General features: G+C 66.4%; 11 protein-coding genes. 5 read left to right on the top strand and 6 right to left on the bottom strand.

Features of this window, described 5'->3' with window-relative positions; all coding sequences use genetic code 11:
* Positions 1 to 18: 18 nt before the first annotated feature.
* On the top strand, positions 19 to 693 hold the full coding sequence (locus AC1DUB_RS16990) for a hypothetical protein (protein WP_477730512.1): 675 nt from the start codon (positions 19 to 21) through the stop codon (positions 691 to 693).
* A 34-nt stretch (positions 694 to 727) separates the two neighbouring features.
* Here AC1DUB_RS16990 and AC1DUB_RS16985 read toward each other — a convergent pair whose 3' ends face one another.
* The 6 genes from AC1DUB_RS16985 to AC1DUB_RS16960 all read right to left on the bottom strand — a co-directional run bounded on the left by AC1DUB_RS16985 (position 728) and on the right by AC1DUB_RS16960 (position 10,321).
* Complete coding sequence (locus tag AC1DUB_RS16985; RefSeq protein WP_477730511.1) at positions 728 to 1,075, bottom strand: hypothetical protein; 348 nt, start codon at positions 1,073 to 1,075, stop codon at positions 728 to 730.
* Positions 1,076 to 1,134: 59 nt separating this feature from the next.
* Complete coding sequence (mltA, locus tag AC1DUB_RS16980) at positions 1,135 to 2,364, bottom strand: murein transglycosylase A (RefSeq protein ID WP_477730510.1); 1,230 nt, start codon at positions 2,362 to 2,364, stop codon at positions 1,135 to 1,137.
* Positions 2,365 to 2,468: 104 nt separating this feature from the next.
* Entirely contained in the window at positions 2,469 to 3,095 is a 627-nt protein-coding gene (locus tag AC1DUB_RS16975; protein ID WP_477716396.1) for a response regulator transcription factor, read from the bottom strand.
* A 10-nt stretch (positions 3,096 to 3,105) separates the two neighbouring features.
* Positions 3,106 to 5,235, bottom strand: a complete 2,130-nt coding sequence (locus AC1DUB_RS16970) for a two-component system sensor histidine kinase NtrB (protein WP_477730509.1) — start codon at positions 5,233 to 5,235, stop codon at positions 3,106 to 3,108.
* Positions 5,236 to 5,246: 11 nt separating this feature from the next.
* A complete protein-coding gene (locus tag AC1DUB_RS16965; protein ID WP_477730508.1) occupies positions 5,247 to 6,053 on the bottom strand; it encodes a carbon-nitrogen hydrolase family protein in 807 nt (268 codons plus the stop codon).
* Positions 6,054 to 6,055: 2 nt separating this feature from the next.
* Positions 6,056 to 10,321 carry a YhdP family protein gene (locus tag AC1DUB_RS16960; protein ID WP_477730507.1) on the bottom strand — a complete coding sequence of 1,422 codons (4,266 nt, stop codon included), beginning with the start codon at positions 10,319 to 10,321 and terminating at the stop codon, positions 6,056 to 6,058.
* Positions 10,322 to 10,402: 81 nt separating this feature from the next.
* On the opposite strand from AC1DUB_RS16960, the gene glnE reads away from it, so the two are divergent.
* From glnE to AC1DUB_RS16940, 4 genes are all read left to right on the top strand, one after another.
* Positions 10,403 to 13,264 carry a bifunctional [glutamate--ammonia ligase]-adenylyl-L-tyrosine phosphorylase/[glutamate--ammonia-ligase] adenylyltransferase gene (gene glnE / locus AC1DUB_RS16955; protein WP_477730506.1) on the top strand — a complete coding sequence of 954 codons (2,862 nt, stop codon included), beginning with the start codon at positions 10,403 to 10,405 and terminating at the stop codon, positions 13,262 to 13,264.
* 92 nt (positions 13,265 to 13,356) lie between these two features.
* A complete protein-coding gene (locus AC1DUB_RS16950) occupies positions 13,357 to 14,145 on the top strand; it encodes a CerR family C-terminal domain-containing protein (protein WP_477730505.1) in 789 nt (262 codons plus the stop codon).
* Positions 14,142 to 15,608 (top strand): efflux transporter outer membrane subunit, encoded by a 1,467-nt coding sequence (locus AC1DUB_RS16945; protein WP_477730504.1) that lies wholly within the window; start codon positions 14,142 to 14,144, stop codon positions 15,606 to 15,608. Before AC1DUB_RS16950 ends, AC1DUB_RS16945 begins: the two co-directional genes overlap by 4 nt.
* Before the next feature lie 12 nt (positions 15,609 to 15,620).
* Complete coding sequence (locus tag AC1DUB_RS16940) at positions 15,621 to 16,865, top strand: efflux RND transporter periplasmic adaptor subunit (RefSeq protein ID WP_477730503.1); 1,245 nt, start codon at positions 15,621 to 15,623, stop codon at positions 16,863 to 16,865.
* Positions 16,866 to 16,868 lie beyond the last annotated feature (3 nt).

Below are 16,868 nucleotides of genomic sequence, written 5' to 3'. Positions count from 1 at the left end.
GCAGCAATGGAACGCAACATGGCCCACCTCCTTCGATTCCCCAGACAATTTTTCCTCCTGCTTTTCACGCTGCTGGCCCCCGGCCTGCAGGCACAGCCCGCTACTCATTCCATCGCAAACCCGGATCCCCTGCCGATGCGCAACCTGCAAATTGAGGTGCGGCAACTGCGGGGCAGCGACCAGGGCCAGCAGGCGCTGGACGCCCAGGGCGGCGTGCTGCTGCAACCCGGCCATTCCGGCGCCACGACCCACATCACCGCGCAAAACAGCCAGCGCAGCGACACACGCGACCTGGTGCAGCGGGTGCTGGTGCTCAATGGCCGGCCTGTCGCCATCAACCTGGGCAACACCACACCGTTGAGACTGTTGCAGGCCTTTGTGCAAAACGGCGTGTTGCGCTACACGGCAAGCACCGTGCTGATCAACACCAGCAGCGGCTTTTCAGCACGGCCCGTCTGGCGCGGCGGCAACAGCGCGGAGCTTGAACTGGCCGCCGTGCAATCGCGCCCCGGCTCGGTGGGGGCGCTGCCGTCTTCGTCATCCGCGAGCACCTCGCTGGCCCTGCCACTGGGTGAATGGGTCACCGTGGCGCAATCGGATGATGTGGCAACGGCCAGCAGCAGCCTGGCCGGCGCGGGGCAGACTTCGGGCCGGGAGGCCCTGAAAGTCGAGGTGCGGATTTCTGTACGGTAGGCGCCAAGCAAGCCACACGCCAGGTGCGTGGGGCTCAGTCCCGCACGCAGCGCGCCGCCAGTGGCAGCAGCGGATAGCGCAGCACGGCTTCGCGGCCGCTGGCGCCCAGCCCAAATTCGGCCCGCATGCGCGGATTGCTGTACACCGTCTGCTGCGGCCCCTGGCCGCCGGCGTCGCGGTACAGCACGTCATAGCCGCGCGTGCCGTCCAGCACCGCGGTGTCATCGATGAACCGGGCCGTGAACTCAATGCCTTGCTCGCAGCGGTAAAGCGGCCCCGGCGACTGCCAGCTCCGGCCCGCACACGCGGCCAGCATGGTCAGTCCCGCCAGGGCCATCAGTCCGCCGATCCGTTTGCCTGCATGCCTGTTCTTGATGCGCATCCTGTGCCCTTTGCCTTTGCCTGTGTCTCTGTGTATGCCCGATGTGACAGTCTCGTGGCCTATTTTGGCCAGAGCACCCACAGCCGCAGCGGCTGGTTCACACGTGCCGCCAGCAGGCCGGCCTCCGGCCCGGTCCCGGCGAAATAGTCCGCCCGCACGGCGCCCATAATGGCGCTGCCCGTGTCTTGCGCCAGGACCAGCTTCTGCAAATTAGCCGCCCCGCCGCGGGACGCCAGCCACACCGGGGTGCCATAGGGAATGCTCCCCGGGTCGACCGCGATCGAGCGCCCCGGCGTGAGCGCCACGCCCTGCGCCCCTTTGGGGCCGAACGCCGCGTCGAGATCGCTCAGGGGCTGCTCCTGGAAGAAGGTGTAGCGCGGGTTGCTCCAGAGCATTTGCTGCACGCGCTGCGGATTTTTCGCGGCCCATGCCTTGGTGGACTCCACCCAGGGCACCACCATGCGGCCTTCGCCCTGGTCTTGAAGCCACTGGGTGACACTGCGAAACGGCTGCTCGTTGGAGCCGGCATAAGCCACCCGGACCACGCGCTGCGACCCGTCGGGCTCGGTGAGGTTCAGCCTGCCTGAGCCCTGAATGTGCAGCGACATCGCCTCGACCGGGTCTGCCAGCCAGGCAATCTCGCGACCCCTCAGTGCAGACTTGGCCTCGGCCAGGGTATCGATTTCCTGCCGCGAAAACCATGGTTTGCGGCTGCCCAGCGATACAGGTGGCCGGTACAGCGGCACCTCATAGCCCGCGCCGGGCTGACGGCTCGCCTTGAGAACCGGTTCGTAATAGCTGGTCAGCAGCCCATCGGCCGCGCCCTGCAGGCTTTCAACCCGGTAGGGCTGTAGGCGGCTCACCATCCAGCTGCGCTGCTCTTCGGTCGAAGCGATGCTCAAGCGCCGGACTTCGCCGCACAAGGGCGCAAAAGCCGGGCCGGGTCGTTCGCAGCTTTTGAGCCAGGCGTTCCAGGCCTCGAACAGCTGGTCCTCTTCAAATCCCGGCAACTCGGTCCAGCGAACGGGCACCCAGCGGCTTTTTCCTTGTACCAGGGGCTCCGGCAACGTGCCGGCTGCGGCGGGCGCCGCAGCCGGTGGCGGCGATGAAGGCAACGGAGACGACGGCGGATAGGAAGGCGGACTGGCACAGGACGCCAGCAGCATGGCCACGGCGATAATCGGGGTGAATCGCACCGATCCCCGCGAAACCCTATTTGCAATCCAAGGAAATGTCATGGCCCTACTTTTGCTCGAAGCCCTGGGGGCGTTGCTGCTGCTGGTGTTCATTGTGTGGTGGACCATGTTTTCAGGCCGTAAAAATGGCGAACTGAAAGGCAATTCGGCGCCCCCTGCCGCAGACCCTGGAGCCGACAGGAAATAAACCGGGCCCGCTACAAATTTCGCAGCAGATTGGCCAGCTCCACAGCCGACTTGACCCCCATTTTGTCAAAAACGCGGGCACGGTGAACTTCCACCGTCCGCACGCTGATGTCCAGCTGGTCGGCCACCAGCTTGTTGGGCAGGCCGCCCACCACCAGCCGCATCACATCCCGCTCCCGGTCGGTCAGCCCGTCCAGCCGCGCCTGCAAGCCGGTGGATTCGCTGTGCTGGGCCAGTGCCGCCGCGGAATACCTGAGCGCCTGTTCGATGCGGTCGACGAGTGCATTGTCTGAAAACGGCTTTTCACAGAAATCAAAAGCGCCGCGCTTGACAGCGTCGACGGCCGTCGGCACATCCGCATGGCCCGTCAGGAAAATCACGGGCAGGGTCGGCAGCAAGCCGTAGGCAATCAGTTTTTCAAACATGGCCAGGCCACTCAGCCCCGCCATGCGCACGTCGAGCAGGACGCAGGACGGCGACTTCACCTCAAACCGCTGCGACACCCGCGCATCAAAGGCTTCGGCGCTGTCAAAGGTCTCGCTGGGCAAGCGGCGCGAACGCAGCAGCCAGGCCAGCGCATCGCGCACGCTGGCGTCATCGTCGACGATATAAACCGTGGCATTTTGTATGGGTTCCATGGTGCGTACTCTAGGCCATATCGGTTGCGGCACCGGCGCCATCAGGAGCGTGGGTAGGGTCATAGCCATCCTGCGCCAGTGCCACCGGCAGGGTAAAGCTGAAAATCGTACCGCGCGGCTGCGCGGCTTCAAACCCCAGGAACCCGCCGTGCTGCTCTATCACCGTGCGGCACAGGCTCAGGCCCAGGCCCATGCCTTCCTCCTTGGTTGTGAAGAAAGGCGTGAACAGCTGCTCGGCGACTTCGCGGGAAATGCCCTCGCCGCGGTCAATCACCGCAAATTCAACCCAGCGGCTGTGCGCATTGGAGGCCGCCGGCCGGATGCGCAGCGTCAGCACCCTTTCGCGCTGGTCTGGCGCTTGCGTCTCGTCCACGCCCTGCATGGCCTGCATGCCGTTGCGCGACAGGTTGAGCAGCACCTGCTCGACCATGGTGCGGTCGCACAGCACCGGCTCGCAGGCCGCGTCCACCTCAATCACCACGCGCACGCCCAGTTTGCGCGCCTGCAGGCTCACCAGCGGCATGATCGCATCGAGCAGGGCACGCGGCTCCACCGCTTCGCGCACCTGGTCGCGCCGCCGTACAAAATCGTGCACACTTTTGATCACCTTGCCGGCGCGTTCGGCCTGCTCCGCAATACGCCGCATGGCCAGTTGCAGGTCTTCGGACAGAGGTGGTGCCGTCGGGCCCGCATCCGGCCGGCCCGGGGAAGCATTCACCGCCGGCGCCATCTCGCCCTGCAGAAGATTGAGCGAACCGGTGGCGTAGCTGGAAATGGCCGCCAGGGGCTGGTTGAGCTCGTGGCTGAGCAGCGAGGCCATCTCACCCACCATGGCCAGCCTCGCCGTGGCCTGCAGGCGATCCTGGCTGGCGCGCGAGAGCTCTTCAATGCGGCGCTGCTCGCTGACATCCAGAATGGCGCTCATCCAGCCGGTGTGCTTGCCGACGGCGTTGATGAGCGGCGCCTCCATGATGAGCACCGGAAAGCGTGTGCCATCCCGCCGCATGAACACCGATTCGTGGCCCTCGCGTGGCAGGTTGCTGCCGGACAGGCGAATTTCCTGGCGCTGCTGGTACACGCCCGCCAGTTCGGGAGGCCAGTAGGGCGAGGGGAAGCTCTGGTTGAGCAGGTCCTTGGCGTCCACGCCCACCATCTTGCAGAACGCCGGATTGACATAGGTGATGCGCCCCTGCAGATCCCGCGCGCGCAGGCCCGTCAGGACCGAATCCTCCATGGCTTTGCGAAAGGCCAGCGCCTCGCCCAGGTCATGCTCCACCTTCAGGCGTCGCCGCATGTCACGGGCCAGCAGGAACAGCACGAGCAGCAAGGCCACCGACATCGCCGTGACCAGCGCCGTCAGCACATTGGGAAACAGCGCGGGGGTGCCGAGCCGGCTTTCCATCCTCACCACCAGTGTGTTGCCCGGCAGGTCGAGCAATTGCTGGGCGACGTAAACCCGGCTGCCGCGCGAAAGCACGCCATGCAAAGCCAGGCGCGTGCCATCGGCCTCCGTGAACGAGAGGCCCACACCGCGGGCCAGCTGCTTGCCCACCAGCTCACCCAGGATGTCCTGCAGGGAGTAGGTGGCCACCACATAGCCCGTCAGGCGGCCCGCCACCACGATCGGCAGGCACATGTCCAGGACTTCCAGGCCCAGGCCATCGTTTTGCGGCATGAAATAACTGGTGGAATAGGCCGACCCGCTCAGTCGGCGAGCCGTGGTGCAGGTTAGGTTGACATCGGCCTCCATGCCCTGACGGCCCAGGCGCTCAAAAACCGAGGCGCGGTAAGGCGTCTCGACAAACCCCAGAACCTCCAGCGTCTCGCTGCGCCACTCCAGCCGCATGATCTCGCGGTGCTCACGCAGCAACTCGGCGGCCGGTGCATGCCAGGCGGCGGGCGTGCGCTCGGTGGACTGCAAGGCCTGGAAAGCCTGGATGTTGCGGGTCAGCCCCGAACGGATGTCCGTGACGGTCTCTCCCGCATCGTGCTCCAGCCGGCTTTGCACCATGCTGGACTCGTAGCGCCCGGACAGCCAGACGAGAATCGCCAGCAGCGTCACCACCAGCGCCAGCAGCAGCGCCCAGAGCGACCAGCGCCGGCTGGCCCAGCTGACACCGTTCAGAAACGGAAAATTCACGCCGGCTACCTTCACAGCACGCCATGCCGCAAGGCGGGCAAACGGCTGCGCACGCCCTCCAGGCCGGCATGGAGAACCTCGCCCATCACCACGGCCGCGCCTTCCGCATGCTGCGCCAGAATCTGGCCCCAGGGCTCGACCACCATGGTGTGGCCCCAGGTGCGGCGGCCATTGTCGTGCAGACCGCCCTGGGCCGCCGCCACCACATAGGCCTGGTTCTCAATCGCGCGTGCACGCAGCAGCACCTCCCAATGCGCCTGCCCGGTGGTGTAGGTGAACGCACTGGGCACCAGCAGCACATCCGCTTTCAGCGCGCGGTACAGCTCGGGGAAACGCAGGTCGTAGCAAACGCTCATGCCAATGGTGTAGACATGGCCGTCCCGCGAAGCCAGCTCAAAGCGGACCTGCTCGGTGCCCGGTTCCAGCACGCGGGTTTCGTCGTAGTCTTCTTTTCCGTGCACAAAACGGAACAGGTGGATCTTGTCGTAGCGCGCCACGCATTGGCCCGAGGGAGCGTAAGCCAGCGAGCAGTTGCGGGCACGGCGGGGATCGGCGGTCGCCATAGGAAGCGTGCCGCCGACGATCCAGATGCCGAGTTCGTGCGCCGAACGGCTCAGGAACGACTGGATGATCCCTTGGCCTGCCGTCTCCTGCACCTGAAGTTTGTCCGTGTCCTTCAAGCCCATGATGCAAAAATATTCGGGCAGCACCGCCAGCTCCGCGCCCTGCGTGGCGGCCTGGGCCAGCAACCGGGCGGCCGTGTCCAGGTTGTCCTGCAGCTGGACGCCTGACACCATCTGGATGGCAGCGACTTTCATGATCAGCGGGTCTCCGTGGAAGTATCGCCGGCCTTGCCCTCCGATGCCGCCCTGCGTTCAATCTTGGTGATTTTGGGATCGGACCAGGTGCCGTCAATGTGGAATTCCTGGGTGGCCGCCTGAATCAGGGGACGACGCAGGAACATCTGCGCCAGGAAGCTGCCCAGGCCAATGGCCGGATTGATGGCCGTGGCAATCAGCGAGGCCGTGCCGGCGTTGATTTCAGGCACGACGACCACCTTGATGTCCTGCGTCTCGCGGGCGATGTCGGCGCTGCCCTCCATCAGCACGGCGGCATTCACGCCACTCATCTGCAGGTTGTTGGTGTGAGCCAGACCCTGGTTGATGTTCACATCGCCGCGGACGAAGTCAAAGGCAAAACCTTCGGAGAAGACATCGCGAAAATCCAGCGTCAAACGCCGGGGCAGGGCCTGCAGGCTCAGCACGCCCAGCAGCTTGGCAATGCCCGGATCCGCCTTGACAAACTGCCCCGATTCGACGTTCACGTTGAACTGCCCGCTCATGCTTGGGTAGTCAAAACTCAGCGGAGAGCCGATCCAGGCCACCTGGCCTTCCAACTTGCCCTTGCCGCGCCGGATCACTTCACCCATGCCAAAGCGCTTGAGCAATTCCCCCGAATCGGCAATGTCCAGCCGGAAGTTCATCACGGTGCGGCGACGCTCCGCGCTGGCCCGCGCGGCGCGCGGCGCGCCACCTGCAGTCGGCGCGGCGGCGGCCTGCGCGCTCACAGCCGCCCAGTTGCCTGTCGCCGTGAGCACGGCTTCGGGCATGATCACATTGAACTTGTTCAAACGCCACTCGCGCGTGCCGTCGCGGACTGCGGCGAAGGCCCCCCGGTTGACCGCATCAATTTCAACCCGTCCCAGCTTCTTGCCGCGCAGTTCCAGATCCTCCACCACGATGTCCAGGGCCGGGATACTGGCGGGCTGCTCATTCAGGATGGCCTCCACGTCGCTGGCCGTGCCTGGCGCCAGGCTCAACCGCGACAGGCGCGCATACACCCGGCCCGCACCAGCGCCGCCAGCCTGGCGGAATTCGACATAGCCGTTGAGCTCGGACGCATCGATATTGGCGCGCCAGGTCAGGCCTTCGCGCGAGCCGCCGACCACCACGTTGTTCAGCTTGCGGCCTTCCACCAGCAGCTCCCTGGCCCGTATCGCCATCACGGTGGGCAGGTAGCTCAGGCCGGCACTCCCGGTCGCTGGCGTGGCGGCCCCTGTAGCCGTGGCGGCGGCAGGTGCGGGTGCAGGTGCGGGTGCGGTCGAGGCCTCACTGCCACCAGTTGAGCTGGCGAGGATTTTCTGCCAGGCATCGAGGTCGACCCGGGCCAGGCTGATATTGGCAAGCACGCCGACGTCCTGCAAGGGGGCGGTTTCACCGGCCTCCAGCCCCACACCGATGGCGCCACGCATCACGCGAGGCTCAGCGCCGCTCAGGTCACGCACATAGATGATGGACGCTACCCGCCCGATAGCGACCGACAGCTGGTCCTGCAGCTTTTGCCCCGGATTCAGCGAGTCGCGCAGCAGGACATTTTCAAACCGCAGCGGCAACTCGGCATCGGCCGCTTTGCCCAGAGGTGCCGGCAGATTCAGGGCCAGGCCCTGCAGGTTGCTGGAGACCGCGACCTCGGCCACGCCTCGCCGGAAACCCAGTGAGGCGGAATAAGCCGTTGCGCCACTGGCATTTTCCGCCATGCGCGCGATAAAACCCAGTTCATGCGCCTGCCGCAAGCCCTCGGCCGAGAGCGTGCCCTGCGCCTTGAAAGCCACGCTGCTTTCGGCCTCGGCACTCCCCGGGGCGGGACGCGCGCCGCCCCGGGTGCCGCCATCGAAGCGGACGTCACCGCCCAGCGCGCGCGCCTGGGCGCCCGTTACCGTGAAACCGCGTTCGCTGATGGCCACCGTGCCCCTGAGTTTCGCCAGCAGGGGCGTGGACGGCGAGAACTGCACGTCATTGCCGGGCAGGACGATGCTGCCCTCTACCCGCGATTTGTCGATCGCATGGATGGGCAGACTCAGGCGGAAGCGGTAGTCGCCCGCGCCGGTACCCGTGGCCTTGGCCAGCGCCTGGTCCGTCATGCCCCCCACGGGTGAGTGGTTGACAAAGCCCAGCGCGTCGGACAGGGCACCCTTGAGATCGATTGCCACTTCGACCGTGGCGTCCTTCATCAGGTCAGGAATGCGCGCAGAGCCCTTGACCAATTGCAGGCCCGGCAGGCCGGCCACTTTGCCGGTGGCGCCGTTCACTTCCAGCGCGGCACGGTTGAAAACAAGTTCTCCGTTGAGCTCGGTGAGGGCCGGCCAGGCGGCCGCATTCGGCCCCTGCACGGATTTCGGCACATAGGCAAAGTGCCCGTTGCGCACTTTGGCGGACACCCGGAAGTCCCCCTGGGCCGGGTTGGCAAACGGCAGGTGATTGACCGGCCCTTTGACCTTGAATTTCACATCGCTGACCTGGCCCTGCACCACGGCATCCCGCACATAGTGGCGCACCGGCGCGGGCAGCACCAGCGGCAAATAACGGTGCACCCGCGAGCCATCGCCGCGGCTCAAACTGCCCTGCAGATCCAGCACACCCGGAAACCGGTGGTCTGCCGCCGTGCCGGCCGGTGCCGCACCCGGGGCCGCATCGTCGGTGCGCCAATGGACTTGCGCCTCACCCTGCGCATCGGCATTGGCAAACTGCAGGTTGCGCAATTGCACCTCGATTTTGCGGCCCGAGAATTTCCACTGGGCGTCCACCGACAGCTGATCCAGCGGCAGCCGCGATTCCTCAAATACGCCGGGCAGGTCCAGCGCGCCATGGAGTATTTTCACCTTGGCCTGTCCGCCCTCGTGGGTCAGGTCAAAGTCAACGGCCGCACCGCTGATGCCCGGCCGGCCGGGCGTCTGAACCATCGCGCCCGCTGCAGATACACCGGATACCGGCAAGGCATCCAGGCTCAACCCTGTCACGCGGCCTTTTGCGGCAAAGGTGACGGGCGCGTCCAGCGGCCCCTGCCAGCGGGCTTCCACGGTTTCGACCAGTCCCTGCGGCGCAAAAGAGGAGATGAGCGCATGCGTTGGGCTGTCCAGCGGCAGGCGATTGGCGATCTGCGCCAGTGCCGCAAGGTCCAGCTTGTCGGCCTTGAGTTCGCTGCGCGGCGGCGCCCCCGCTTCGGCGCCGGTATGCACCAGCGCCATATTGCCGCCGGGCCACTGCAGACCGTCACGGGTGCGAAACCGCAGGCCCTCGGTGTTGAAATCAAACCCGTTGGCACGCTGCCTGCCGCCAAAGCGCCCGGCCACCGAGTCGAATGCCAGGGGCTCAAGCTTGCGTCCCAGCCTGGCATCCACGTCCTGCAGGGCCACATCGGCCGTTCCGCCAGTGACCTGCCCCTTGCTGACATCGGCCCAGGCACGCAGGGCGCCGTGACCCCGCGTCAAATCCAGGCCCAGCGATTCCAGGCTGGCATATTGCTTGAGGCGCGACAGATCGACCCGGCCGGATTCGGCATACAACTGTCCCGCCCAGCCGCGGAAGTCACCCGCGTCGCGCGACAACAACGACTGCCGGAAAATGCCCCTCAGGGTGAAGCGGTCACCCCACCCGGCGGGCGGCGTGGCATCCAGGCGCATCAGATGCCGGTGCCGGGCATTTTTCATGACCCAGTCCACCTGCGTCAATGCCAGCGGCGGCGCCTGCCGCAATTCGTCGGTCCAGCGCACGGTGCCACCCCGTATGACGAACTCGGTCTGGGAAAAAAACCAGTCGGCCATGGCACGCTGGCCGGCGGCCTGATCCCGGGAAACATCCAGCCCGCCCACATAGATCTTGCCGTCGGCGGTGCGGCGGATCTCCAGCTCGGGCTTGTCGATGTAAAGCTGCTCAAAGCCCAGCCCCAGCAGCGAAGAGGGCGACAGGGTTCCCAGCAGGCGCGGCAGGCGCAGTGCCTCGCGCCCCTGCGCATCCAGCAGCGCCACGCCTTGCAGCTCAAACGAGGGAATCATCCCTTGCGAGTGGGCGGTGATCTGCCCAATCCGGACGGGCACCCCCAGCGCCTTGCTGGCCTCTAGTTCCAGCCGCGGACGGAATTCCCCGATTCGCGGCACAATCCAGCCATGCAACACCAACCAGCTCAGGCCAAAGAGCAGCCAGACCATCGCGACCAGCCACAGCGAGAAGCGCGTGAACAAAGCGATCCATCGCAGGCGTCGGGACGGCAAGACTGGCGGGGCGGACGGGCTGGGTATGGTGGGCTCCATTGACATGAGAATTATGACCGCCGGTGCCATGCTTCGCCCGGCCGCGCGGTGGAAAACCATGAAGTTTTGTGAACTAGTGTGATGACCGTCGCTTCAACCGCCCGCCCCGAAACTCCCGCCGACCCAGGGTCGCCAGCCTCGGCTTATTCCCGATTTGTCCAACGCATTCGCCGCCGCTACGCAGAGCAGATGCACCTGCTGCCGGCTGGAGCACCGGTGCGTTCCACCATGCAGGTCGCCCTCGATGCGCTGCTGGCCAGCGGCCTGGAGACCGGCGCGGCACTGCGGGTGCTGCGGCAACTGGTGATGGAACGGCTGGTGGTGCTCGACTGCGACGGTCAGATGGCCCCCACGCTCCCCACTGTGTGTGGTTCGCTGCCCCCCGAGGGGGCTGGCCTTGCTTGGGGCGGCCCGGCGCTGGCGGCCGTTGCCACCGCGAGTACCCCCGGCGTTGCGCTGCACGTCGTGACCCGCGCCATGACCGAACTGGCAGAACTTTCGCTCGATGTGGCCATGCGGGACTCCGCCGGGATGCTGGACGCCTTGCATGGTGCTCCGCAGGCCCCCGAGGGCGGCCGCGCCCGCATGTGGGTGGTGGGCATGGGCAAGCTGGGGGCGCGTGAGCTCAATGTCTCCAGCGACATCGACCTGATTTACGTGTATGACCACGACGGCGAAACCACCGGCCGCAGCGACGGCCGCGGCCAGATATCGAACCACGAATATTTTGCACGCCAGGTCAAGGCCGTATTCGGGCTGATCGGCGACGCCACCGAGCACGGCTTTGTGTTCCGGGTGGATCTCGCACTGCGGCCCAATGGCAATTCCGGACCGGCGGCCGTCTCGCTCAGCGCGCTGGAAGAATATTTCCAGGCCCAGGGGCGCGAATGGGAACGCTTTGCCTGGCTCAAGAGCCGGGTGGTCGCGCCCCTGGAATGCATCCAGAGCGGCTCGGCTCAGGCCCTGCGCGGCTCCGTACTGCCTTTTGTCTTCCGGCGCTACCTGGACTACAACGTGTTTGATGCCCTGCGCATCCTGCACCGCCAAATTCGCGAGCATGCGGCCAAGCGCTGCGCCGGCCACCCCGAGCGCGCCAACGATGTGAAGATATCGCGCGGCGGCATCCGCGAAATTGAATTTACCGTGCAGTTGCTGCAGGTCGTGCGGGGCGGGCAATTCCCCGAGCTGCGCACCCGTCCCACCGTCGATGCGTTGCAGCGCGTCGCACGCGCCGGACTGATGCCCCAGGAAACGGCCGATGCGCTGGCGCGGGCTTACGACTTCCTGCGCCGCGTCGAGCACCGCATCCAGTATCTGGACGACCAGCAGACCCACGTCCTGCCGACCCGCGACGACGATCTGGCCTGGATTGCGCACACCCTGGGTTACAGCAGCTGCTGCCCGTTTCTCAGCGAACTGGACGCCCACCGCGAGCTGGTTGCCGGGGAGTTTGACAAATTGCTGGGCGGCAAAACCGACTGCAAGGGCTGCGGCAAGGCGGCCGGAACCAACGGGTCGGCGCCGCAGCAACTCGACGAGCTGCTCGAGCAGCTGTCCGAACAATGGCCGGAGCAGTTTCGCGCCCGCCTGACGCTGTGGCGCCAGCATCCCCGGGTGCTGGCCCTGCGCGAGGAGTCGCGTGCGCGCCTGGTGCGCCTGGTGCAGCGCACTGCGTTGTGGCTGCGCGACGGCAGCGTGACCGAAGAAGCCGCCGTCCGCATCATCGACTGGATAGAGCCGCTGCTCAGGCGGGAAAGCTATCTTGCGCTGCTGCTGGAGCGCCCGGCGGTGCATGAGCGCCTGCTGCGGCTGCTGGGCGCCGCCAAATGGCCGGCCCGCTACCTGCTGCGGCACCCGGGTGTGATTGACGAGCTGGCCAGCGATGCACTGCTGCGCGAGCGCTTCGACAGTGCGGCTTTCGCGCAGGAACTGCAGCAGCGGCTCGCCGCGCTCAGGCGCACCGGCGAGGACGATGAGGAAACCTGCCTGAACCTGCTGCGCCGCGCCCACCATGCCGAGGTTTTCCGCACGCTGGCACGCGATGTGGAAGGAGTGCTCACGGTCGAGCAGGTGGCCGACGATTTAAGCGCGCTGGCGGAAGCGGTGCTGGACGTCACCGCCGGCTGGTGCTGGCAGCGCCTCAGGAACAAGCACCGCGAGATGCCACAGTTTGCCATCATTGCCTACGGCAAGCTGGGCGGCAAGGAGCTGGGCTACGGCAGCGACCTGGACATTGTGTTCGTCTATGAAGACGAGGCCGAGCAGGCGCCCGAGGTCTATGCGGCTTTTGTGCGCAAACTGATCAACTGGCTGACCATCAAGACCGCGGAGGGCGACCTGTTCGAGATCGACACCGCCCTGCGCCCCAATGGCAATTCAGGGCTGCTGGTCACCAGCTTTGAAGCCTATGCCAGGTACCAGCAGCAGCGCGGCAGCAACACCGCCTGGACCTGGGAACACCAGGCCATGACACGTGCGCGCTTTGTCCTGGGTGACGAGTCGCTGCGCCAGCGCTTCGACCAGGTGCGCGAAGCGGTGATCACCGCACCGCGTGACGCCCACGCCTTGCGCCATGAAATCGTGGCCATGCGCGAGAAAGTGCGCGCCGCGCATCCGGTCAAGTCCGACAGGTTCGACATCAAGCACAGCGATGGCGGCATGGTCGACGCCGAATTTGCGGTGCAGTTTCTCGTGCTGTCCGAGTCTGCGCAGCATCCGGAGCTGGTCGGCAATGTCGGCAACATCGCCCTGCTGCAGCGTGCGGAAGCCGCCGGCCTTCTGCCCGTTGGGGTGGGCCAAGGCGCTGCCAGTGCCTACCGCGAACTGCGTCGGGTGCAGCACAAGGCCCGCCTGAATGAAGAGCCAACCCAGGTCAGCCCGCCGGCGCTGCAGGCCGAACGCGATGCCATCCAGGCGCTCTGGACGGCGACGTTCAAGCAGTGAAGGAGTGCCGCGCTCCACGCGGTTATGGTGCAACAGCAGATCAGCCGACTTAATTAAATCAATCGATTGATCTATGTGCTTTAATACGGCGCATGACTTCCGGCGCCCGAACGACCTCCACCACGCCAGTTTCACGCCCACGCCACGCTGTCCCCGGCAGCGCAGTGGCATCACTCCCCGCCAGCGAGCTGCGCAAAAAACAGCGCTCGGACGGCGCCGAAGCCCGGCAGCAACTGCTGCATACCGCGCTCCGGCTGTTTGCCGAAAAAGGCTTTAACAAAACCTCCACCCGCGAAATTGCGCTGGCCGCGGGCGCCAACATCGCCTCGATCAGCTATTACTTTGGCGACAAGGCCGGACTCTACCGTGCGGCATTCACCGAGCCGATGGGCTGTGCCGACAAGGAAATCGCGCGGTACGACCAGCCCGATTTAACCTTGCAGCAGTCCTTGCAAGGGTTCGTCACCAGTTTTTTGGCCCCGATGAAACAAGGGGAACTGGTGCAGCAGTGCACCCGTCTGCACTTTCGCGAGATGCTGGAACCCACGGGGGTGTGGGCCGAGGAAATCGACAACGGCATCAAGCCCGCGCATGCGGCGCTGGTGGCCGTGCTGGGCCGGCATTTGGGGATTGACCAGCCCGATGACGACCTGCACCGGCTGGCCTTCAGCATCACCGGCCTGGCCTTGCAGCTGTTCATCACGCGGGACGTGGTGCAAGCCATCCGGCCGCAGCTGCTGGACCAGCCGCAGGCGATTGACACCTGGGCCGGCCACCTGGTGGCTTATGCAGAAGCCATGGTGGGCATTGAAGCGGCACTGCGCCAGACTGCGGCGCAATCAACAGCCACCGCAGCAACTGGCAAGAGAAAAAAAACATGAAACCACCCTCGTTCACCCGTTCGCTCATCATCTGCAGCCTGCTGCCTTTGGCGCTGGCCGCCTGCGCCACGCACCCGGCGCCCAGCACGGTGTCGGCAGCGCTGCCTTCGCAATGGTTTGCGCCGCTGCCGCACAACGGCACCCTCACCGACCTCACGCAATGGTGGCAACAGCAGGGTGACCCGCTGCTGGTCGAGCTGATTGCGGCCGCCCAGGCGGTCAGCCCCTCGATTGCCACGGCGCGCTCGCGCATCGAGCAGTCACGCGCCACGCGGGTGGCGGCCGGTGCGGCGCTGCTGCCCTCGCTGGATGCGTCGGCCAGCGCCAGTCGCGGCCGTTCGCAGCCGCCGACCGGCTCAGGCGCGGCGCCGATCACCACCACCACCCAGGCCGGCCTGCAGGCGGCCTGGGAAATCGACGTGTTTGGCGGCAACCGCGCCGGCCGCGATGCGGCCACCGAGCGCCTGGCCGGCGCCCAAGCGCAGTGGCACGACGCCCGCGTGTCGGTCGCCGCCGAGGTGGCCAACCAGTACTACAGCCTGCGCACCTGCGGCCAGCTGGAGGCGGTGACACGCGCCGACGCGGCCTCGCGCCAGCAAACCGCGCAGCTGTCGGACCGCAGCATGCAGGCCGGTTTTACCGCGCCCGCCACCGCGGCCTTGGCGCGCGCCAGCGCGGCGGAAGCCAGCGGCCGCGCCACGCAACAGCGCGCCCAGTGCGAGCTGGACCTCAAGGCACTGGTCGCCCTGACCGGCCTGGCAGAGCCGGATCTAAGGCAAAAAGTGGCTCTAGCCCCCGAAGTACGGACACAAGCAGCCATGATTTCAATCGCGAGCGTGCCGGCCGACGCACTCGCCCAGCGCCCCGACGTGTTCAACGCCGAGCGTGAAGTGGCCGCTGCCAGCGCCGACATTGGCAGCGCACAAGCCCAGCGCTACCCGCGCCTGAGCCTGAACGGCTCGATCGGCCGCTCGAGTTTTCGCGCCGGCGGCGTGACGACCGACCTGACTACCTGGTCTATCGGTCCACTGGCGCTAACACTGCCCCTGTTTGACGGCGGCCGGCGCACCGCCAATGTCGATGCGGCCCAGGCGCGTTACGAGGAAGCGGCCGCACTGTACCGCGCCCGCGTGCGGCAGGCCGTGCGTGAAGTCGAGGAAGCGCTGGTCAACCTGCAAAGCACCGCCGCGCGCGAGGGCGACCTGCAAACCGCGGTCGCCGGCTACCGGGCGTCGTTCACCGGCACCGAAGCGCGTTACCAGAGCGGCCTGGCCAGCCTGGTCGAGCTCGAGGACGCGCGCCGCACCTTGCTGGCCGCCCAGATCACGCTGACTTCCCTGCAACGCGAACGCATGGCGGCCTGGGTGGCGCTGTACCGCGCCATGGGCGGCGGCTGGACGCCGGCCACCACCACTGCACAGCGCACCGCCCGTTGCCCCATTGCCTGTACTGCCATCGTCTGATCTCCCAACACCATGAAAAAACTCAAACTCAAGCCGGCCGCCCTGATCGCCCTCGTGGTGATCGCCGTTGCCGCCGGCGCTTTCTTTGTCTTTTCTTCCGGCAAGCCCGATGCCGCTGCAGCCGGCACCAAGCCCACCGCCAAACCGGCGCTCACCGTCACCGCCGCCCAGCCCGAGCCCACCCGCCTGCCCATCAGGCTGGCCGCCAATGGCAGCATCACGGCCTGGCAGGAGGCCATCATCGGGTCGGAGTCCAGTGGACTGCGCCTGACCGAGGTGCGCGTCAATGTCGGCGACGTGGTGAAAGCCGGGCAGGTGCTGGCGACGTTTGCCACCGACAGTGTGCAGGCCGACGTGGCGCAGGCCCGTGCCAGCCTGCTGGAAGCCCAGGCCAATGCGGCCGATGCGGCGGCCAACGCCGAACGGGCGCGCACGCTGCAAAACTCGGGCGCCCTCAGCACCCAGCAGATCAACCAGTACCTCACCACCGAGCAAACCGCCAGGGCACGCGCTGAAGCGGCCCAGGCGGTGCTGGCCGCGCAGCAACTGCGTGGCCGCCAGACGCAGGTGCTGGCGCCCGACAGCGGCGTGATTTCGGCGCGCACCGCCACGGTGGGTGCTGTGGTGGGCAATGGCGTTGAGCTGTTTCGCATGATTCGCCAGGGCCGGCTGGAGTGGCGCGCGGAAGTCACGTCAGCCGAGCTGGGCCGCATCACTGCCGGCACGACGGCCATCGTGCGCCCCGCCAGCGGCGGCGAGCTGAACGGCCGCGTGCGCATGATTGCGCCCAGCGTCGATCCGCAAACGCGCTCTGCCCTGGTGTATGTGGATTTGCCCTCATCGGCGGGCAAGGGCTCGCCGGCCAAGGCCGGCATGTTTGCGCGCGGGGAATTTGACCTCGGCGCATCCAACGCACTGACAGTGCCGCAACGCGCCCTGGTGGTGCGCGACGGTTTTAACTATGTGTTTCGCCTCGGGACCGACAACCGCATCAGCCAGCTCAAGGTGCAAACCGGGCGGCTGGCCGGCGAGCGCGTCGAGGTCGTTTCGGGCTTGCCCGCCGATGCGCGCATTGTGGTCAACGGCGCGGGCTTCCTGAACGATGGTGACCTGGTGCGGGTCAGCGAAGAAGCCGCATCAAACCAGGCCGCAGCGCCCACATCACCATCACCATCACCATCACCGTCGCCGTCGCCGTCGCCGTCGCCGTCATCGTCATCGTCATCGTCAGCAGCATCATCAAAAGCTGTCAAATAAGGA

This window comes from Polaromonas sp. P4_F9 (assembly GCF_056401235.1).
This window is presented reverse-complemented; position numbering and strand designations above follow the sequence as displayed.